This is a genomic window from Alteromonas sp. 5NS40-0096 (assembly GCF_057544385.1).
Genome location: NZ_BAAJLQ010000001.1, coordinates 203,535 through 223,038 on the forward strand (window position 1 = coordinate 203,535; position 19,504 = coordinate 223,038).

At 46.4% G+C, this 19,504-nt stretch carries 20 protein-coding genes; 10 read left to right on the forward strand and 10 right to left on the reverse strand.

Features of this window, described 5'->3' with window-relative positions; all coding sequences use genetic code 11:
- Positions 1 to 60: 60 nt before the first annotated feature.
- Positions 61 to 663 (reverse strand): PilZ domain-containing protein, encoded by a 603-nt coding sequence (locus tag AC27G9_RS01020; protein ID WP_487070110.1) that lies wholly within the window; start codon positions 661 to 663, stop codon positions 61 to 63.
- 172 nt (positions 664 to 835) lie between these two features.
- Between AC27G9_RS01020 and AC27G9_RS01025 the strand changes: the two genes are divergently transcribed.
- Together AC27G9_RS01025 and AC27G9_RS01030 are read left to right on the forward strand one after the other, a co-directional pair.
- Entirely contained in the window at positions 836 to 2,038 is a 1,203-nt protein-coding gene (locus AC27G9_RS01025; protein ID WP_487070112.1) for a lipoprotein-releasing ABC transporter permease subunit, read from the forward strand.
- A gap of 67 nt (positions 2,039 to 2,105) precedes the next feature.
- Positions 2,106 to 2,663 carry a phosphoribosyltransferase gene (locus tag AC27G9_RS01030; protein WP_487070114.1) on the forward strand — a complete coding sequence of 186 codons (558 nt, stop codon included), beginning with the start codon at positions 2,106 to 2,108 and terminating at the stop codon, positions 2,661 to 2,663.
- 92 nt (positions 2,664 to 2,755) lie between these two features.
- Here the strand turns inward: AC27G9_RS01030 and AC27G9_RS01035 are convergent, their stop codons facing one another.
- The 3 genes from AC27G9_RS01035 to AC27G9_RS01045 all read right to left on the reverse strand — a co-directional run bounded on the left by AC27G9_RS01035 (position 2,756) and on the right by AC27G9_RS01045 (position 4,900).
- Positions 2,756 to 3,403 (reverse strand): energy-coupling factor ABC transporter permease, encoded by a 648-nt coding sequence (locus AC27G9_RS01035; RefSeq protein ID WP_487070116.1) that lies wholly within the window; start codon positions 3,401 to 3,403, stop codon positions 2,756 to 2,758.
- Positions 3,403 to 4,215 carry an exodeoxyribonuclease III gene (gene xthA / locus AC27G9_RS01040; protein ID WP_487070118.1) on the reverse strand — a complete coding sequence of 271 codons (813 nt, stop codon included), beginning with the start codon at positions 4,213 to 4,215 and terminating at the stop codon, positions 3,403 to 3,405. Before xthA ends, AC27G9_RS01035 begins: the two co-directional genes overlap by 1 nt.
- Positions 4,216 to 4,345: 130 nt before the next feature.
- Positions 4,346 to 4,900, reverse strand: coding sequence for a hypothetical protein (locus tag AC27G9_RS01045; RefSeq protein ID WP_487070120.1), 555 nt, complete (start codon positions 4,898 to 4,900; stop codon positions 4,346 to 4,348).
- A 181-nt stretch (positions 4,901 to 5,081) separates the two neighbouring features.
- On the opposite strand from AC27G9_RS01045, the gene AC27G9_RS01050 reads away from it, so the two are divergent.
- Together AC27G9_RS01050 and AC27G9_RS01055 are read left to right on the forward strand one after the other, a co-directional pair.
- The gene (locus tag AC27G9_RS01050; RefSeq protein ID WP_487070122.1) at positions 5,082 to 5,489 is read left to right on the forward strand and encodes a DUF2750 domain-containing protein; all 408 of its coding nucleotides are present in this window, start codon (positions 5,082 to 5,084) and stop codon (positions 5,487 to 5,489) included.
- On the forward strand, positions 5,489 to 5,887 hold the full coding sequence (locus tag AC27G9_RS01055) for a SufE family protein (RefSeq protein ID WP_487070124.1): 399 nt from the start codon (positions 5,489 to 5,491) through the stop codon (positions 5,885 to 5,887). The genes AC27G9_RS01050 and AC27G9_RS01055 overlap by 1 nt, the downstream gene beginning before the upstream one ends.
- Here AC27G9_RS01055 and AC27G9_RS01060 read toward each other — a convergent pair.
- Positions 5,859 to 7,094, reverse strand: coding sequence for a glycosyltransferase (locus AC27G9_RS01060; protein ID WP_487070126.1), 1,236 nt, complete (start codon positions 7,092 to 7,094; stop codon positions 5,859 to 5,861). The two genes, AC27G9_RS01055 and AC27G9_RS01060, sit on opposite strands and share 29 nt — an antisense overlap.
- A gap of 79 nt (positions 7,095 to 7,173) precedes the next feature.
- Between AC27G9_RS01060 and AC27G9_RS01065 the strand changes: the two genes are divergently transcribed.
- Together AC27G9_RS01065 and AC27G9_RS01070 are read left to right on the forward strand one after the other, a co-directional pair.
- On the forward strand, positions 7,174 to 8,202 hold the full coding sequence (locus AC27G9_RS01065) for a 2-dehydropantoate 2-reductase (protein WP_487070128.1): 1,029 nt from the start codon (positions 7,174 to 7,176) through the stop codon (positions 8,200 to 8,202).
- 378 nt (positions 8,203 to 8,580) lie between these two features.
- The gene (locus tag AC27G9_RS01070; protein WP_487070130.1) at positions 8,581 to 9,426 is read left to right on the forward strand and encodes an HDOD domain-containing protein; all 846 of its coding nucleotides are present in this window, start codon (positions 8,581 to 8,583) and stop codon (positions 9,424 to 9,426) included.
- 65 nt (positions 9,427 to 9,491) lie between these two features.
- Here the strand turns inward: AC27G9_RS01070 and AC27G9_RS01075 are convergent, their stop codons facing one another.
- Entirely contained in the window at positions 9,492 to 10,307 is an 816-nt protein-coding gene (locus AC27G9_RS01075; RefSeq protein ID WP_487070131.1) for an acyl-CoA thioesterase, read from the reverse strand.
- A gap of 154 nt (positions 10,308 to 10,461) precedes the next feature.
- On the opposite strand from AC27G9_RS01075, the gene AC27G9_RS01080 reads away from it, so the two are divergent.
- Together AC27G9_RS01080 and AC27G9_RS01085 are read left to right on the forward strand one after the other, a co-directional pair.
- Positions 10,462 to 11,790, forward strand: coding sequence for a spinster family MFS transporter (locus AC27G9_RS01080; protein ID WP_487070133.1), 1,329 nt, complete (start codon positions 10,462 to 10,464; stop codon positions 11,788 to 11,790).
- Between the two features lie 152 nt (positions 11,791 to 11,942).
- On the forward strand, positions 11,943 to 12,752 hold the full coding sequence (locus AC27G9_RS01085) for an alpha/beta fold hydrolase (protein ID WP_487070135.1): 810 nt from the start codon (positions 11,943 to 11,945) through the stop codon (positions 12,750 to 12,752).
- Between the two features lie 32 nt (positions 12,753 to 12,784).
- On the opposite strand, the gene glgC is transcribed toward AC27G9_RS01085, so the two are convergent.
- Positions 12,785 to 14,044: a glucose-1-phosphate adenylyltransferase gene (gene glgC / locus AC27G9_RS01090; protein WP_487070137.1), complete on the reverse strand. Its 1,260-nt coding sequence runs from the start codon at positions 14,042 to 14,044 to the stop codon at positions 12,785 to 12,787.
- Positions 14,045 to 14,335: 291 nt separating this feature from the next.
- Between glgC and AC27G9_RS01095 the strand changes: the two genes are divergently transcribed.
- Complete coding sequence (locus tag AC27G9_RS01095; RefSeq protein ID WP_487070139.1) at positions 14,336 to 14,869, forward strand: SRPBCC family protein; 534 nt, start codon at positions 14,336 to 14,338, stop codon at positions 14,867 to 14,869.
- Positions 14,866 to 15,840, forward strand: coding sequence for a fatty acid desaturase family protein (locus tag AC27G9_RS01100; protein WP_487070141.1), 975 nt, complete (start codon positions 14,866 to 14,868; stop codon positions 15,838 to 15,840). Before AC27G9_RS01095 ends, AC27G9_RS01100 begins: the two co-directional genes overlap by 4 nt.
- Here AC27G9_RS01100 and AC27G9_RS01105 read toward each other — a convergent pair.
- From AC27G9_RS01105 to AC27G9_RS01115, 3 genes are read right to left on the reverse strand one after another with little or no spacing between them, the layout of a single operon-like run.
- Positions 15,800 to 16,714, reverse strand: a complete 915-nt coding sequence (locus AC27G9_RS01105) for a hydroxymethylglutaryl-CoA lyase (RefSeq protein WP_487070143.1) — start codon at positions 16,712 to 16,714, stop codon at positions 15,800 to 15,802. The two genes, AC27G9_RS01100 and AC27G9_RS01105, sit on opposite strands and share 41 nt — an antisense overlap.
- A complete protein-coding gene (locus tag AC27G9_RS01110; RefSeq protein WP_487070145.1) occupies positions 16,704 to 18,695 on the reverse strand; it encodes an acetyl/propionyl/methylcrotonyl-CoA carboxylase subunit alpha in 1,992 nt (663 codons plus the stop codon). Before AC27G9_RS01110 ends, AC27G9_RS01105 begins: the two co-directional genes overlap by 11 nt.
- On the reverse strand, positions 18,692 to 19,492 hold the full coding sequence (locus AC27G9_RS01115; protein WP_487070147.1) for an enoyl-CoA hydratase/isomerase family protein: 801 nt from the start codon (positions 19,490 to 19,492) through the stop codon (positions 18,692 to 18,694). Before AC27G9_RS01115 ends, AC27G9_RS01110 begins: the two co-directional genes overlap by 4 nt.
- Between the last annotated feature and the right edge of the window lie 12 nt (positions 19,493 to 19,504).

Here is a 19,504-nt window from a genome sequence, read left to right on the forward strand (position 1 = left end):
ACACCTGAAATTCTGTTTCTATGGTTAGGCGGTTAATACTTGAGGCGTGATTGTAAAAGATCAATCGGCAGATTGGGATTTTTTCTGCGCTCGTTTTCTCAGCTGCTGAGTTTGCAAATGCAAACTCGCTCTGACGAGGAGTTCTTGGTCTTGTTCGCGTATTGATGTGAACGCAAGAGAAACGTGGTAGTTGTCGTCTACCGCTTCACAAGCAATGACCTCGCCGTAACAGAAAATTGCCGCCGCCTCTTCGCTCAAAAACAATTTGAGTTCGGCAATGGTGCCAACGTCTACTGAACTTGGGTGGACAACAATGACACCTCCGCCACCAAACTTGTGAGTTTCAAAACGCTGACTCTCTTCGTCTTGTTGTTGCAAAATATAGGACATCATCAAGTCTATCTTGCGTGCTTGGTGAGTAAGGTATTCGGCTAACTCAGAAGCGTGATCACTCAAATGACGAAGGGGGCGCAGCGCTTGGGCTTCAATCGTTGCCAATTCACTGGCCATCTTGAATGCAGGCGGCATCACTTTGTCTAAGTGCTCAGGACTGGGCACTTGGGTGTGATCAGCCAACGGGGTCACATTGATATTAACCGCGTGTTGGATCATGAAAAACTCTTCAAACTGGGCGGTTTTCTCTGCTAACGTGAGTGATTCCATCTTTGACTCCTGCTACTTCGTCTTGTACGGTCTTTAGCTTACACGTATTATGCGTGTAGCATAAGTAATTGTTATCTCAAAAACTGTCGAAAAATGAGACATCGAGAGCATTATCTCGGCTTGTTACTGTTATCGGCAGCGTGGCTCAATCATCACAATAAAATAACGAATCATGTATCACCCGCTTTCGGCTTTTATCGCCATGCGCTACACCCGCGCTGGCAAACAAAATAGTTTCGTGTCATTTATCAATCGCTTCTCCGTCGCAGGTATTGCACTGGGTTTAGCCGCGTTAATTATCGTCATATCGGTTATGAATGGTTTCGAAGGTCAGCTGAAAAAACGGATTTTAGGCATTGTGCCTCATATCGTCGTTGAGCGAGTTGCGCCCGAAGATTTGACACTACCGCCTGATGAAAATGTGTTAGCCGTTTCGGCGTACTTGGAGAATGAGGGCGTCGCCCAATCGCGATTTGGGTTGCGTGGAGTACAGTTACAAGGCGTTACCCCCAGCGATATGCAGGCGTTGAGTATCGTCGCTGACCATATGATGGTAGGCAATTTTACTCAGCTTCAAGCGGGTGAATTTTCTGTCATTTTGGGGCGAGCACTCGCCATGCAATTAGAGGTGAGACCGGGAGACACGTTGCGCTTGATGGTCAGTGGAGCCAGTGTATATACCCCTTTTGGCAGAATGCCCAGCCAGCGCTTAGTTAACATTGCCGGCGTGTTCAGCGTTGGTAGCCAACTGGATGACAAGGTTATCTACATGCATCAGGCAGACCTGTCTCGACTAATGCGCCAGCGCAAGGGAACACCACCGGCAAGCCGTATTTTTCTAAAAGATGCTTTTGATTATCAGTCTCTCGACACCCAACTACGGCAAGATGGCTTGACCGTTGACAATTGGCGGTCTCGTCAAGGCCCATTGTTTGATGCGGTGAAAATGGAAAAGAACATGATGTTTTTGATGTTGCTACTGATAATCACCGTAGCCGCTTTTAATATCGTCTCGGCGTTAGTGATGGTGGTAACCGAAAAACAGGGGGATATCGCGATTTTGCAAACGCAAGGTATGACGACGAAAACCATTATGTCGGTATTCGTTTTTAACGGCATGTTTAACGGTTTAAAAGGCACTGTTATTGGCTTGCTCCTCGGTTTGGTGATTACGTCACAGCTAAACAGTATATTGGCGCTACTTGGCGTCAATCTCGCGCTCTCTGCAGACGGGCAGGGGGTTCCTGTCGACCTTCGCTGGATGCAAGTATCAGTAGTGGCCGCGTTTGCCTTTGGTTTGTGTGTAATCGCGAGTCTTTACCCAGCTTACCGCGCGTTGAAGGTACAGCCTGCCCAAGTCTTGCAGAATGAATAATTTACAGTGCAAACCCTGAAATTTTTCACTATACTCGCGATCTTTTAAATTCGTCAGGTTGTCCCCTATGCAAAAGAAATTCATTACTTCACAGTCACTTCTGGAAGATTCATTCCGCCTGGCATCACAAGTATTTGAAGACGGCTTTAGACCAAATTTCATTATTGGCATTTGGCGTGGTGGCGCGCCAATTGGTATCGCAGTACAAGAGTTTTTCGAATTCAAAAACGTACCAACAGACCATATTGCCGTGCGTACGTCGTCTTACTACGGTATTAACCAGCAATCGAAGGAAATTCGCGTGCACGGTTTGCATTATCTGGTAGAAAACGCCAACGCAAACGATTCGTTGCTAATTGTTGACGATGTCTTCGATTCCGGCAGAAGTGTGGAAGCCTTGATTAATCAGGTCAGAAAGCTGATGCGTTTGAACTTGCCTAAAGATATCCGTATTGCCTGCCCTTGGTATAAACCACAAAACAACAAAACTGACATCGTGCCTGATTACTACGTGAATGAGAGCGATGAATGGCTCGTGTTTCCGCATGAGATTAATGGCTTGTCTGAAGAAGAGATTCGCGAAGGTAAAACAGAACTAGCGAATGTAATGGACACCTTGTTCTAAATCTTTGTCGGTTCCATTGGATTAACAAAAAAGGCCTATTTAAGGCCTTTTTTCGTTTATGGTACAAGGATACCGCTCAAGATAGCGCTAGATCACTTCCCGTCTATGTAAAACTTGTCGTGAAAGGTGTAGACCCATTCGGGCTTGTATATGATCAACAAAGTGATTGTCATGCCGTTTAGCAGCCCTTCGGGGAACAGCATCAGTGGCACCAGAATCATGTAATTATCTTTTGCGACCATCCACGAGTGAATGCCATCTAGCGTGTAATAGCCTCCTAAGGCTAACATTTTGGCAGCGATGGCAATGGCACCAGGGAAGAAGGCGCACACGAAGATATAAACGAATAGGTGGCGTGGAATTTTGTGGAATGCGATGACGTAAATTAAGTACGTAAGGCCAATTGGTAGGAATACGCCCAACAAACCATTCACGCCTAGCATAGTCCATTGTTCCATACCGGCGAGTGTTACGCCGAGCAGCGCTAAGCTGGCACTGATTACAGACCAACGAAAACCCAGTGTTAGGGTGAGCGCAGACAACCACAAAAAGTGAACATTTAACCCTTCGTAGATACCGGTTCTAAAAATCCATAATACGAAAACCGCCGCGGTTGCACCAAAGACGATATGTTGTTGGCGTTTATCACTAATAAGAGCGGTCCAATTGATGGACCTTCCTACAACGAATAGGGCGATGGCGTAACCCAATACGCCAATTGTTTGAATGGTACTCAACATTAACCTACGTTATATGTCGCCCAGATTGGCGCGTGATCCGACGGTTTTTCTATGCCTCTCAATTCGTAATCAACATCGGCTTCCGTCAGTGTTTCATGTAGTTTTGGTGTGGCTAAAATCAAATCTATTCTCAAGCCACGGTTATCGTTAAATCCTTTTGAGCGATAATCAAACCAGCTGAATCTATCATCTGTTGTCGGATGGAGAGTACGGAAACTATCGCTTAAGCCCCAATCAAAAACTCTGTTGAGCCAAATGCGTTCCTCTGGCAAGAAGCTACACTTGCCAGTACGTAGCCATCTTTTGCGGTTTTCTTCACCAATACCAATATCCAAGTCGGTATGGGAAATATTGACGTCGCCCATGACTACAACATTGTCACGTTCTGGATCGTGACCCGACAAGTACTGCATCAAATCTTCATAGTATTTGCGTTTAGCAGGGTACTTGGTTTCGTGGCTTTCATTTTCTCCTTGAGGGAAATAGCCATTGAGTACTGTCACATCTTCGCCGTTAGGCATTGTCAGTGTCACCATGATCATGCGACGCTGAGCATCTTCTTCATCGGTAGGAAAACCGTATTGCACTTGCTTGGGCTCTGATTTACACAACATGGCAACGCCATAATGACTTTTTTGGCCGTGAAAATACACGTGATATCCCATTGCTTGTACGGCATCGATTGGAAATTGTTCGTTGTGAACTTTTATTTCTTGCAAGCCAATCACATCGGGTTGATGCTTTTCAATTAGGGCTTCTAGCTGATGAAGGCGGGCACGAATGCCATTGATATTAAAAGAGATGAATTTCATTGGTCTCAAAGTACACGGAATAGATATCATGAGTGTACCAGATCGGGTCCAGCTATCACCACTGCTTAGTGTGAAGAGTTTTTCCTTACCGCTAACCCTTGTACAGAACTAAGCGAAACGCCATTCTTATTTAGTCGTAATGTACAGTATTGCCTATCAGATTATTGTCCAGCATGAGCTTGTACATTTCATCAGCGCGATTATGCCAACCCGCACTGATGTAGACTTGTCTTAAAATCGGCGCAATGTTGGGCTCGGTAGTTCGTGCGATTTCGGCGAGATGTTGATGATTTGCTCCGATGTAAGGGAACAATGCCACCATTGGAATACCACGCCATTTAGCCTGCACATTATAGGTGACAGACCGCAGTGATTTGTCATTTTCTAGCGCAAGGGTGTGCCGCTTAGCGTCTTCCCATTGCACGGTGTAGAACTTGAAAAGCGTTTTAAACTCTTGTTCAGTGAGTTGATGGCCTTGATGAACTTGAGTATACAGCGTTGAAATAGACTGGGGCAGTGCGGGCTCGATATTATAATTTGGGGCAAACAGCGTTAGTCCTAGATAGCCAATGCCAGCTGAACTGGCGATGGCCAGTGCAAAAGTATAAAAAATAAGTGTGTTGAGCTTACGGCTTGTAAACGCGCTGAAATCATAAAGATGTTCTACTAACCACCGAGTAACCATATCGTCCCTGCTATCTAGTTATATTTGTCGCGGTATTGGTAAAGCTATCCGAAAGAGTAAATCATGATTGGTTGATTTTCAATCAGCTTTTGTGGCAAAAATGCCGCTAGGCAATTCACATTTGGCATTATGCTCGACGTGGGCTAGAATCCGCGCAAATTCAGCGACAAAAGAGCGCAATATGTTCCCAAAAACCGTAACCGAATCTCTCAGCGAGAGTATGATTAAACAGGCAAGTTACCTCAGTGCTGAGGAGCGCTTAGAGCTGCTAATCATGTATTGTGAAAACGCAGGTGAAATTTGGATGCTGCAGGGCGAACAAGGGTTCATCATGATGGAGACCGACACGGATTTGAGTTTACCCGTATGGCCACACAAAGACTTTGCCGTTAACTGGCAAAATGAACATGGGGTGGTGGCGCAGCCACAAGTGGTTGATATCGACACTTTTGTGTCTACCTGGGCACCGGGTTTAGAAGCAAACAACACGACGATAGTGGCATTTCCATTTGCTGGCAAAGACGAAAACATGATTTTGCCCGCCTCGACATTGGCTGATAGCTGGTCTGAAGCTGAGAAAAATGATTAATGGCTATGGCGGAATTGGCTGGGCTTATTCGAACAGCTAAAGGCTGGGATAACACCTTGCGTCAGATAATGCTGGCGGGCAAGGTGTTGTCGACATTACCCGAACACGAACGCACTGAGAGTAATTATGTGAAAGGGTGCGAGAGTGACGTTTGGTTAAAGATAACTATGCTTAACGATCAAATTACGGTACGCGCCTTTTCGCCAAGTAAAATAATAAGAGGCGTATTGGCTATTATTATTGAAAAGGCAGAGACGTTGACGCTATCTGAACTCGTCGACTTTGATTTTGAAGCCTATCTGAGCGAGATTGGGATGCAGCGTTACCTCAGTGAATCTCGGGGCAATGGTGTTACACAGGTCGTTAAGGCTATTCAATCACCTGATTCTTTGCCGTAATCCACTGTCCCATAAATTGGGTACTGCGCAATGTATGATGCCACAACATTTGTTGGTTGAAGTTGGCTTGCCGTAATGCTTTGAGGTTGCGTAGCCCTTCATCTATGGCTGGCAGTAATGCACTTCTGCCTGTGCCATTGTTAGTATATTCGTTCAGTACGTTCACTGTACTTGATACCGCATTCTCCCATAGGTTTTGTTCTTGATGGAGTGAAATAGCCTGTTGAATTTGGGTTTTGGGGTCATTGGCAATCGCCCCTGGCCACGGCGTGTTTTCACAAAAACCTTCGGCTCCCACCCACGTTGTGACACTGGGAGTGCGCGTCTGCATAGCACTGATTAATTTACCCTTAATACCCGCGCCAAAGCGCAAAGGCGCTAACATCACCCGGTGTTGTGAAATTGCTTCATGGGCATCGTTTACCCAACCTTTTACTAAAAAACCAAGCTTCTCATTGTGCAGGTTTGTCACTTTCTTGGCCGGGTAAGCACCATAGATATAACATTTCGCCTCAGGGAGCTGCTTGCGAATACTGGGCCACAGCTGCTCTCGAATATAGCGGACTGAATCCCAGTTTGGTTCGTGCCTGAAATTACCGATGGTCATGAACCCCTCCCGGGCCGAAAAACTGGGGTATTTGGCGGTTGTATCGGGAAGGTGAAGAGGGAAATACAGTAGCTGTGTACGCGAAACGCCATAGTGTTGGCACAGCAGTGCTAGCTCGGCACGCGAAATGACCAGTGTTATGTCACAACGCAGGATAGCGGCGACTTCGCGCAAAGCCATGTCATTATTCAGGACCGCATCACGTGCGTTGCTGCCCGCTTTTACCGCTATCTGGCGAGCATGGCGCAGGCTGTGTAAATCCTCGGTGTTAAGTACAAGCATAGCGTCTGGACAAGCCCGTTTAACCCGCCATGAAAACTGTTCCTCTATCATAAAGCGATCGAAGATGACGAGATCAGGAGAGAGATCGCTAATCAAGGTGTCAAAACTATCATCGTTAATAAAGGTAAGGTAAGGGGTGACACCCATGGAGGTTAATTCTGGCGCGTGGATACTGTCATTTGCCGCACAAATAAAACTGACGTGCCAACCCGCTTCTACAAATAGATTCAAAAGGTTTGTCATATTTTGACCGGCAGCTGAAGAATCGGGTTCTGGCCAAACGTAACCAATAATAGCGATGTGCTTTGTCGTGCTCATTGTAGCGTTGTCGGGAAAAGTGTCAGTGGACGGAATTGGTGGGGAAGTTTACCATGAGCAAAAACCTCGGGGTATGTTTATGTCGCTTAATCATCTAGTGTTTGGCAGTGGCCTGATTGGCTCTTATATCGGGGTGGCGTTAACACTGACGAATCAGCGTACTTTGATGGTTGCGAGAGGAACATGGTTAGAGAGAATCAAACAAGGCTTGTCACTGAGCGATGTTGAGGGCCACCTAACCAGTGTTGGACACGGTGATGTTGAAGCTTGTGTTGCGAGTGAGTCTACTTACACTGCTGATGTAATATGGCTTACTGTTAAGTGCACAGCAGTAGCAAGTATTGTTAGTGATTTGCAGCACTATGTAAAACCTCATTCCGTCATTGTGTGCTGCCAGAATGGGCTCGATAGTGATGATGATATTCGCCGCGCTTTCCCCGACAACACAGTGCTTCGGGCGATGGTGCCGTTTAATGTCACCATAGAACCAGACAACCGCCTTCACAGAGGGACACCCGGTGCTTTGACAATAGAGCACAACCCCAGTGCGATAAACTTCAATCGATTCGTAGGACAGTTTAACTCGCCTGTTCTTGATTTAACTCTTCATAATGATATGGCTTCGGTACTCTGGTCTAAACTGCAGCTTAATATGGGGAACGCGGTTAATGCACTGGCAAATGTGCCAGTCAAGACGATGTTAGAAAACCGAGACTACCGCATTGTCGTAGCAGGTTTGATGGAAGAGGTGATTGCCGTTGCGCAAGCCAAAGAGATTAAATTAATCAAGTTGACTGCCGTGCAAGCGACGATGATCCCCAAAATTTTAAAGCTTCCGACGTTTGTATTTAAGTTGGTTGCCAATAAAATGTTAAAGATAGATCCAACCGTAAAAACTTCTATGTGGTGGGATTTGCACAGTGGTCACCTCACTGAAGTAGAGTTTCTCTATGGTGCCGTCGCTCGAGCGGGGAAGCTGACGGGTGTATCGTGTCCTCTCGTTAAAAGAATATGCGGCCTTATTCACGACGCTGAAAACGCGTTTGAGGCACAGGGGCGATTTCCTGGAGTAGATGGCAAATCGTTGCGAGAACAACTAGGACTCTAAGCCAAATTATCGGGTTTATTGGTGATATTTCTGTTTTTTAAGTGCTTTTGATATTGGCCGTTTTGTTGCCAGCCAGTGACGCGGCAAAATGTGCTCAAGTTGTACAAAACTTGAATGGTTAATGTCAGTACGCCATACCTGATTGGAAAGCAAGAAAAGGTAGCCACTAAATATCTTCCGACTAATCAATAGTCTATCACATCAGGGCTGTATGCATTTGACGCTATAGGTATCTATAGCTATATCTTAATAGACTTATTATGTAGAGCTTTATCGCTTCACTTCGATTACTCTATTGATCTACTCATGGATAGGTAGTTGTTTTTAATGAGTATGCACTTCTGGGAAGAGAGGTGAAAATGTGGAGATTATGCCGTTATGAAAGCGCGCGATTTGGCCGAAAAGGCCAGTGAAATCTTTGTTCTTCCTGATGCAGTCACCAGGCTTAAAGAATGTATGGATGACAGTGCTGCCAGCATGGACGACATCGCTGATATCATTGCTTTTGATCCTGGGTTAAGTGCGCAACTTCTGAAAGTCGCCAACAGTGCTTTGTACCGATTCCCAAATAAGATTGAGACAATCAGTAAAGCCGTTCAAGTGATTGGTACACGGTCTGCCTATGACCTGGCCTTGGCATATGGTGTCAGTAACACGTTTAGCGATGTCGAAAGCAAAATTATCGATTTAGACAAATATTGGGAGCAAAGCGTCAGCTGTGGTTTGTTAGCCAAATATTTTGCAGAAGGTAAGCGAATTCGCGAAGCTGAGAGATTGTTTGTCGCAGGTCTATTGCACAACATAGGCGAGCTAGTGGTAGTGTCTATGGCACCCAAAGCGGCACAGCGTTGCCTAGCGTATAATGCCAGAGTCACCCCAGCTCAACTGCAACAAGCAATATTAGGGTTTACCTACGCCGAATTGTCTGCCCACCTCATAGAACAATGGGGGATTCCTTCGTCGATTTTTGCTCCAATAGGGCAGGTTCACAGCCCAGCCTTGACTGAGCACAACCTCGATGCCCAAATTTTACAACTCTCCTACGTATTGGCGTTAGATAATGTGCATCCAGATATCTATCCGAGTTACAACAACTTGGAAGAAATCATGCACGATAGGCTATCGCTGAATAGGGAAGATTTGGAAGATGCATTGGATATTACGAATTTACAATGCATTAGCGTGATTTCTTTGTTTAACCCAAGTGCTTACATGTTGTACTGATCTGTTGTCAAACAACAACGCCGCGATGAACTTGGTCCATCGCGGCGTTTTTTATCTGTCAGAGCTCAGTCAAATACGGCTACAGTCTGACGACTGATTGCAATGACTTCGCCGTGCATATCCCAAATTGTTGCTTCAGTGTGGCCGTAGCCATCTGCTGCTTGTCTCGTGTCAGCTTGATAAGCAAACCAGTCCTCGCCTTTGATGGGCCGGTGTGGGTGAATAAACTCTAGGTTCCAACTGACTGTGCTGGCCGGCGCAGGCCACTTCAACATGGGGAGTAACGTAGGCGGCCAAGCATCTATCAAGGTAATGATATGCGCATCAGTGATAGACGCTGGTGCTTCTTTAAAGCGCATCCAACCGTGAATTAATGCCTCTTTTTGCCGGGTAAATGGCAAGCCACCTTTGGCGATGGATAAATCAAAGTGGCGCAAAAATTTGGGAGTCACTTTGGGTATCTGCGGGATGAACTTTCCTTTTTTCGGCACTTCCATATTGTGAGTATCTGAATTCTCCACACGTATTGAAGATTCTCTTGGCACACCAAAGCATGCCTGACAAAACACGGCTACTTTTCCATCTTGTACCGCTTTACCAATAAATTGCGATACGTTTTTACCTGTTCTCAGCAGCTCCACTTCAATCGAAAACGGTACACCAACGTTAAGTGGGCCAACAAAATTGGTGGTGAAAGAGCGCAGTACTCGGTCGTCTTCGAGATGTTGACTGATAGCTTGATAAACGAGTGCCGCTGAGATACCACCGAAACTTGTACGCCCTTGCGCCCAGTCTTCAGGCACAACAACGTCGCTGTGAATCCAAGTGGTTTGTGCCGTTTGGTTTACGGCGGGCAAATTTAATAATTCATCTACATGCATAATAAGTATCTGGTCGGATGAGTTTGATGTGATAATAGAACATTCTGGCGCTCACGCCAATCATTTCATTTATGTTCACAAATAATTAACATTTAGTTGTGCGAATATTCGCCGCCACCGTATAGTGTAAAAAAACTGATAAGGCGCTAATACGATGGATAAAACGGCGGTTGCCAGTAATAACACCGCACAAGTTTCCAATGGCTATAGAAACTACGTGCTTTTTATACTGACTTTGGTCTATGCATTCAACTTCATTGATCGGCAAATAATAGGTATTTTGTCGCCTTTCATTCAAGCTGATATGGGGCTGAATGATGCCCAATTAGGCTGGTTGAAAGGGATTTATTTTGCCTTGTTGTACACAGTGGTTGGAATTCCCATCGCTTGGTTGGCTGACCGTTACAGTAGAGTCAACATCATTGCTGTGTCTCTCACATTATGGAGTGGTTTCACGGCGCTATCTGGGCTTGCTACGAACTATCTTCAGTTAGCGTTGGCGAGAATCGGCGTCGGGATCGGCGAGGCAGGTGGTTCTCCACCCTCACACAGCATAATTTCCGACTTGTTTCCCAAGGAAAAGCGAGCTGGTGCACTGGCGATTTATTCTCTTGGTATTCCGTTCGGTATTATGCTGGCATTTTTTGCGTCTGCGTTTTTCTTGCAAGGGGGAAGCGCCGACTGGCGTATCGTCATGATAAGCGTTGGTCTCCCCGGGATTGCACTAGCCTTACTGCTGAAATTCACTGTTGTAGAACCGGTGCGCCAGCAAGCCGCGGTGGTGGAGACCGAACAAAGCCAAACCGCCGACAAACCCAAGGTAATGGCATCATTGAAGCAGTTACTATCGATTCCTACATGGTGGGGCATGTGCTTGGGGATTTCTTTCGGGTCTTTCGGTAACTACGCCATTTCAACTTGGGTCATTGACTACTATGTTCGCAGTTTTCCGGGCTTAGATATTTCCGAACTGCTTATCGCTTTTGGTGTGATTAACGGTACCGCTTACGCCTCTGGCGTTTGGTTGGGCGGTGTCTTGGCCGACAAATGGGGTAAACACAATAAAAAAGCGTATGCATTGTTGCCCTCCATTGCGTTACTCATAGGTACGCCTGCACTTTATTTCTCATTGCAAGCCGGCGATATGTGGACGTCCGTGGCGCTATTAACAGTGCTGCTGTTTACCAGCGGTTCTTACCTAGGGCCGAGTTTCGCCATGGCGCAAACCCTTGCTCCCGTTAATGTTAGAGCGATGTCGACGGCACTGTTTTTCTTCGTGCTCAATATTATTGCGCTGGGCGGTGGGCCAACATTGACTGGTATCGTCAGTCAGGCACTAATTCCCTCGCTTGGCGAGGTAGAAGCGTTGAGACAAGCACTGGCGTATTTGTTGATTCCTTATGGTTTGTCAATTGTCATTTTTCTGTGGACAAGCACACAAATTGAAAGAGATTGGGCTGATGCAGAGCGTAGGGGGCTTTGAGTAAGCAACAATGCCTGTTATTAAGGATGGCTCAATGGTTGTGTTGAGCCGACTTTCTCGTTAAGGTGCGAGTTTTTTAGCGCACAACTGAAACTGGGGTATTCAATCCATAGTCAGAGTTGGCGCGGTATTCAAAGCGTTTCGGAGTTGTCTTGTCCACTTTACCCATTTCTCTGCATTTTGCCCATGCCAATGGATTTCCGTCTGGTAGCTACCGGTATTTGTTTTCCCATCTCCCAGCACATTGGCATCTTCATGCGTTACCAAAGTTCGGCCATACTACGCGTTTTCCGATATCGCAAAATTGGCACAATCAACGGGATGAATTAGTCGAGCACATCGAACAGGACATTCAACCTCAACAACCGATTTTTCTAGTCGGGCATTCTTTTGGAGCCATTGTATCTTATATGGCTGCTTGCCAACTGAAAGACCGAATCGCCGGTTTAATTATGTTAGATCCACCCCTTGTGACGGGGGTATCTAGAATGATTATTCGATTTGCTAAACAGTCGAGTTTGATAGATAAGCTAACACGTGCTGACTTAGCCGAGGCTAGGAAAACAGCTTGGTCGGTTGAAGAAGATGTGTTTGCGTATTTTCAAGGGAAAGCACTGTTTAAGGACTTTCACCACGAGAGTTTGCTCGATTATGTCAGAGCGAATACCATTGAGTCACCCCAAGGCAAAGTGCTCAATTTCGACAATCGCGTTGAAGCGGCAGTTTTTCGCAACATTCCCCATGATCTTAATCGCTACACGGGAGAGTTAACCTGTCCCTCAATGATAGTAACTGGAACGCAAACCGATATTTGTGTACCGCGCTTGCGCAACCGGTTTATTCGAGCCAACAAAATGGCACATGCGGAAGTTGAGGGAGGGCATATGTTTCCTTTGGAGTATCCAGAGAAAACGGCCAAGATCATCCAACGGACGGTAGAAAAGTGGGCTATCAGTGCTTGATTAAAACACTGATAGCAGTAGCCACTGATAGATTAACCTTCTAGCGCTTCAAGCATCTCTCGTGTGACAAGTACAACGCCTTTATCGGAAACTCGGAAGCCCCGTGCTCTATCATCGTCGTGATTATAGCCAATCACCATGCCCTCAGGGATGACACAGCCACGGTCGATAATCACTTTGCGCATTTTCACATGACGCTTAATTTCAACGTCGGGTAAAATCACTGCTTCTTCGATTAAGCCATAACTGTGTATTCTCACGTTAGAGAAACACAAACTGCGCCTTAACGTCGAACCTGACACGATACAGCCACCAGAGACAACGGAATTGATCGCTTCACCTCGACGATTGTCGTCTTCCCATACGAATTTCGCTGGAGGAAGCTGCTCTTGATAAGTCCATATAGGCCACTTTTGGTCATATAGATTTAACGCAGGTACAGGCGCTACTAGCTCCATATTGGCTTCCCAAAAGGAGTCAATCGTACCCACATCACGCCAGTACGCATAGCCGCTAGACCCACTTTGGAAAGGAAATGCGTAGACATCGCAATCTTTGATAATAGACGGAATAATATCTTTTCCGAAGTCACGCTGCGAGCCTGAGCGCTCGGAATCTTTTTTGAGTTGTTCGAACAGGAAATCAGTGTTGAATACATAGTTGCCCATAGAAGCCAAACAATGATCTGGATCGTTAGGCAGGGTAGACGGTTGCGCAGGTTTTTCTTCAAAGCCCAAGATTCGGTATCTGTCATCGACTTCCATTACACCAAATGCACCCGCAGCCTCTTCACACGGTACACGCATACAACTTACCGTCATCTGAGCACCTGTTTCGACATGTCGAGCCAGCATATCACCGTAATCCATACGGTAAATGTGGTCACCTGACAAAATCATCACGTATTTGGGCAGTTCGTCTCGAATGATATCAATGTTTTGGAATACGGCATCTGCTGTACCTTCGTACCATTGTTCGGAAAAGCGTTGTGACGCAGGAAGAATTTCTACCGATTCTCCGAGCTCTTTCTTGAAGTGACCCCAACCCCTTACCAAATGCCGAATTAATGAGTGAGATTTGTATTGGGTGATAACTCCAACACGTCGAATCCCCGAGTTGATACAATTGGACAAAGGAAAGTCGATAATTCTGAACTTACCACCAAAATAGAGCGCAGGTTTGGCGCGCCAATTTGTGAGTTCATGAAGTCGCGAGCCTCGTCCACCTGCGAGGATGAGTGCATATGTGTCACGGGTGAGGTTACTAATATAGCGAGCGCTACTGTCCGTCATATTTCCTGTTCTCCATAAGGAAGGGACACGATACTGCTGTGTCGTTAACAACTTATATTCTTCGACTTTAGTCTCATCTTACACAAGAATAATGATAATGCCAGCACCGCTAAGTGACCGTTATCACTCTATTTTATGAAGAAAACTTGACCGTTCTCTTCATATGCCCGCAAACACGAGGTAGTTAGAGGGTAATGTGCGCATGTTTGCGTAAGTTTAAAGAAATTCGACTATAAAATGTTAATGAATTGTTATAAGCTGGTGGCGTGATTAACTGAATAGGGACAAAGTATGGCAGCATTGAAGAAAGTATTTATCGTAATTGCAGGTGTTATCGTGCTCGCAACAGTGCTGGGGTTCATGTTACCAGCCGACTACAGAGTAGAACGAAGCATAGTCATTGATGCGCCTCCACAAGATATTTACCCCGCTGTCGTCAACCTTAAGCAGTGGCCTCAATGGGGGGTATGGTTTAAGCGAGACCCCAAGATGGAAATAGTTTATGGCGGTCCCGATCGAGCGATTGGTATGAAAACCGAGTGGCTGAGTGAAACCCAAGGCAATGGGCAAATGGAAATCACCGCATTAGAGCACAATCGCAAAGTGACTTATTCTTTGTATTTCCCGGAGTTTGACATGGGGTCAGTAGGGGAGTTTCAGTTAATTGAAACCGAACAGGGTACTCGCGTGGTATGGAGTGACTCGGGTGAAGTCGGTATGAACCCAATGGACCGCTATTTTGCGTTGATGATGGACAGCTTCATCGGTCCTGATTTTGAAGCGGGTTTGGAAAACTTAAAAGTGATCGTGGAGTCGAAAAGTTGAAACCTTTTCAAGCCGATTTAAGGGCACATGACCTAAAGCCTTTTATGCAGCGCAGTGACGTTCAAGCCACCGCTCTACTGCTGGTTAATATTGCCTTGATTGGTTTTGCTGTTTGGTTACCGATATACAGTTTTCATCCTGTGAGTTTACTGGTGAGTATTGTAATACTGGGTAATCGCCAATTGGGTTTGGGAATATTGATGCACGACTGTGCTCACCGAGCTTTGTTTAAATCACCCAAGCTAAACGATTGGGTAGGCAAGTTTTTGTGTGCCGCGCCAATCCTTGCCCAGTTCAAAGGGTATCGAAAATATCACCTCAAACACCATGCTAAGGCAGGGACTGTGGAAGACCCTGATTACCCAAATTATCAGCATTACCCTGTTAAACGGCCGAGCTTACTAAGAAAGCTGGGGCGAGACCTTGTTGGTCTCACAGGCTTAAAAAATTTGTATTTCCTTTTGATGATGCACGCCGGATTCATACCATACGACATGGCGTACAAACAAACTGATGTAGTGACGCGTCCTAGCCCAACCGAAGCGTTGAAAAATATTGTCAAGGAGTTATGGCCAGCGTTAGTCTTTCATTTTTCGCTCGTTGCGCTGTTGCTACTGAATGGTAGCTTGTGGGCTTATTCATTATGGTGGATAGCGTATTTTACAACATTTCAGCTGTTTTCCCGGGTGCGCAATGCGGCAGAGCATGCCTCAGTCCCCGATTTATTAGATGCAGACCCAAGACGTCACGCAAGAACAGTTTATGCAGGGTGGTTGGCACGTTTAACGGTCGCACCAAACCATGTCAATTATCATATTGAGCATCATTGGATACCTTCAGCGCCACCGTATCAATTACCGAAATTACATGCCTATTTAAAAGCAAACCGGTTGTTAGATAGCGCTGAGGTGTTGCCAAGTTATTCTCAGGTTATTCGCTCGCTTTACCACCCGAAGCCAGAGTCACTTTAGAAGCTGGCTTCTTATTGAGCGCCGCACTAATCTCAGTGCCAATTTTAACCATTTCGGTTAGGGATATTCCCGTTTCTATGCCCATGCCATTCAACATATAGAGCACGTCTTCGGTGGCTACATTACCACTCGCGCCTTTGGCATACGGGCAACCCCCAAGACCGGCGACTGCGCTATCGATAGTCGCGATACCCATTTGCAGTGAGGTGAGAATGTTACTCAGTGCTTGGCCATAGGTATCGTGAAAATGAACGGCAATTGCTTCGCGAGGCACCACCTCAAGGACTGCTTCTAGCATGGCTTTCGTAGCGATTGGGGTGCCTGTACCTATGGTGTCACCCAGAGATATTTCATAACACCCCATTTGATACAAGGTACCGGCTACGTGAGCCACTGCCTGTGGGCTAACGTTTCCTTGGTAGGGACATCCTAATACGCAGGAAACATAACCGCGAACTTTGACGCCGTCTTCCTTGGCGCGCGCAAAGATTTCGGAGAATCGCTCAAGACTCTCTTCAATGGAACAGTTGATGTTTTTTTGTGAAAAGGCTTCAGACGCTGCGCCGAATACGGCAACTTCATTCGCATTAGCTGCGATAGCCGATTGATAACCACGTAGATTAGGTGTTAGCGCCGAATAACTGACGCCATCTCGTCGCTCAATTGCATCGAATACGGCAGCACTATCGGCCATTTGTGGTACCCATTTAGGCGAGACGAAACTGCCAGCTTCGACTCGATTGACACCGGCATTTACCAGTGATTGGACCAAGTTGACCTTGAGCTCAGTGGTCAGTGTTGCCGATTCGTTTTGCAGGCCGTCTCGCGGACCCACTTCAACAATACTGACTTTTTTAGGAAGACTATTCATCATCTTGCGTAAACTCGAGTAGTGAAGCACCACCATCGACAAGGTCACCAGCTTGATAAAAGTATTCCGATACCTTACCGTCAGCAGGGGCTGTGATGTTGTGTTCCATTTTCATTGCTTCCATGACTAGTAACGGCGCCCCTTTTTTGACACTTTCCCCAACACTAGCTAGGTGGGCTACAACAGTGCCATTCATTGGTGCCGTCAAACTATTTTCGCTGTCAATATTGTCGTCGAGGCCGAGGTCTGGCTCGATAACAACAAACTTGCAAGCATAGTCTGCACAAAACATGACATATTGATCATGCTGCTTTGATAGGGTCACTTGTTGGCGGTGGCCATCGACACTGGCAATAATGTCATGTCCATTCAAAACGCCGCTGACATTCGCTTCACCGCCGTCCCATTGAATATGCCATTGAGTACCTTCTGCCGACACCATCACAGTGATTTGGCGGCCACTGCAATCTAACGTCAATTCACTGGAGTGAGTTTCATTGGCACGCCAGTCATCGCTGATAAGCCAAGGAGAGTGAGCGTCTTCAGATGATCTCACTACACCTGATTGACGACACAACAACGCAGCCAGAGCCATCAGAGGAATACTGGCATTGTCATTAATATCTGTCTTATCAAACAGGATATCGTAGTGTTTTTCGATAAATGTTGTGACCAGTTCCTCTTTAGCAAAAGGTTTACTCGCCGCGACGTTGTAAAGGAAGTCGATATTGGTCGTTATACCGTCGATATAATAATCGCGCAGAGCCACAAGTAAGCGTTGTCGCGCTTTTTCACGGTCAGTGTCCCACACAACCAATTTGGCAATCATAGGGTCATAGTAAACCGATACTTCATCACCTTGCACAACACCGGTATCTACGCGGACATTCGCCGATTCAACCGGGGGTTGAAGCAGGTTGAGCGTACCAGTGGCGGGCAAAAATTCGTTGTCTGGGTCTTCCGCATAGATTCTCGCTTCGAAAGAATGGCCATTGATTGACAACTCACTTTGCTGCTTGGGCAGGGTGTTACCGGCGGCGACTGACAGCTGCCATGCAACTAAGTCTTCCCCTGTAATTGCTTCTGTCACTGGATGCTCGACTTGTAGTCGCGTATTCATTTCCATGAAATAGAAACTACCATCTAAATCCAATAAGAATTCGACGGTCCCTGCTCCTACGTAATTTATAGCTTGGGCTGCTTTGATTGCAGCTTGCCCCATTTGCTCCCGCAGCGCTTCGCTCATGCCAGGCGCAGGCGCTTCTTCAATCACTTTTTGATGGCGGCGCTGAACTGAACAATCTCGTTCAAACAAATACACGCCATTACCATGTTCATCACAAAACACTTGGAATTCGACATGGCGAGGTTGGGTCAAATATTTCTCAACCAGCATGATGTCATCACCAAAGCTCGCCATTGCCTCTCGTTTTGCGGCATCGAGCGATTGACTGAACTCTGCTTCGTTCCATACTTGGCGCATACCTTTGCCACCACCACCAGCAGCCGCTTTCAAGAGTACCGGATAGCCCATGTCATCGGCGGCTTGTTTTAGCACGTCAAAACTCTGGTCGTCGCCGTGATAACCCGGGACAAGAGGAACGCCGGCGTCTTCCATGATGACCTTAGCTGCCGATTTTGACCCCATTGCTTCAATAGCGGAAGGAGGGGGGCCGACGAAAATAATGTCGTTGTCAGCACAGGCTTGCGCAAATTTAGCATTTTCCGACAGAAAACCGTATCCAGGGTGGATAGCGTCAACGTTTAACTGTTTCGCAAACGCCATGATTTTATCTATTTGCAAATAGCTGTCTTTGGAAGGGGCAGGACCCAACCTTACCGCTTCATCCGCACTGCGAACGTGAAGCGCATTTTCATCGGCATCGGAATAAACGGCCACAGTAGCAATGCCCAACTGTTTAGCGGTCTTTATCACCCGGCAGGCAATTTCTCCACGGTTTGCAATAAGTAATTTTCTAATCATTTTGGTGTTCCTCGCCATGCTGGTGCGCGTTTGTTAAGGAATGCATTCAGTCCTTCTTGACCTTCTTCTGATACGCGAATTTTTGCGATCATCTCGCTAGTTTCAAAGCGTAAATCAGCGCTTATCGCACGGAACTTTACGTGGTCGACTAAGGCTTTAGCCTCTTGTACCGCTAGAGGGCCATTGTTGAGTACTTGGCCAACGATATCATTGATGTATTGATCTAATTCTTGCTCGGCGACGACTTCGCTTAGCAAGCCTAATCGCCTTGCACGTCTTGCGGAAAAGACCTCTGCTGTCTGAAAATATCGCTTGCACACTCGCGCTCCCATGGCCTCGACGACATAAGGGCTTATTGTTGCTGGTATCAGGCCTAGTTTTACTTCGCTTAAGCAAAACTTACTTAATTTGCTGCCAACTGCGACATCACAGCACGCGACTAAGCCAACCGCACCACCAAATGCCGCTCCCTGTACCCGTGCGATAGTGAGCTTTGGCATGCTGTAAAGCGTGTGTAGCATGGTGGCGAGTTTCTCTGCGTCCTGCTGATTTTCTTGTTCAGAATAAGCCGCCATTTTTTTCATCCAGCCTAAATCTGCACCAGCGCAGAAACTTTTTCCGTTGGCCTGCAAAACCATGGCTCTTACTGACGTATCGTCTGTCGCACGTTGAAAGCTCTCCGTAAGCGCAGCAATGATATGTTCGTCAAACGCGTTGTGTTTGTCTGGGTTGTTGAGCGTGACAGTCGCTATGCCTCTGTCATCTACTTGATATAAAACCGAAGATTGATTCGTCATGATTTATGTCTC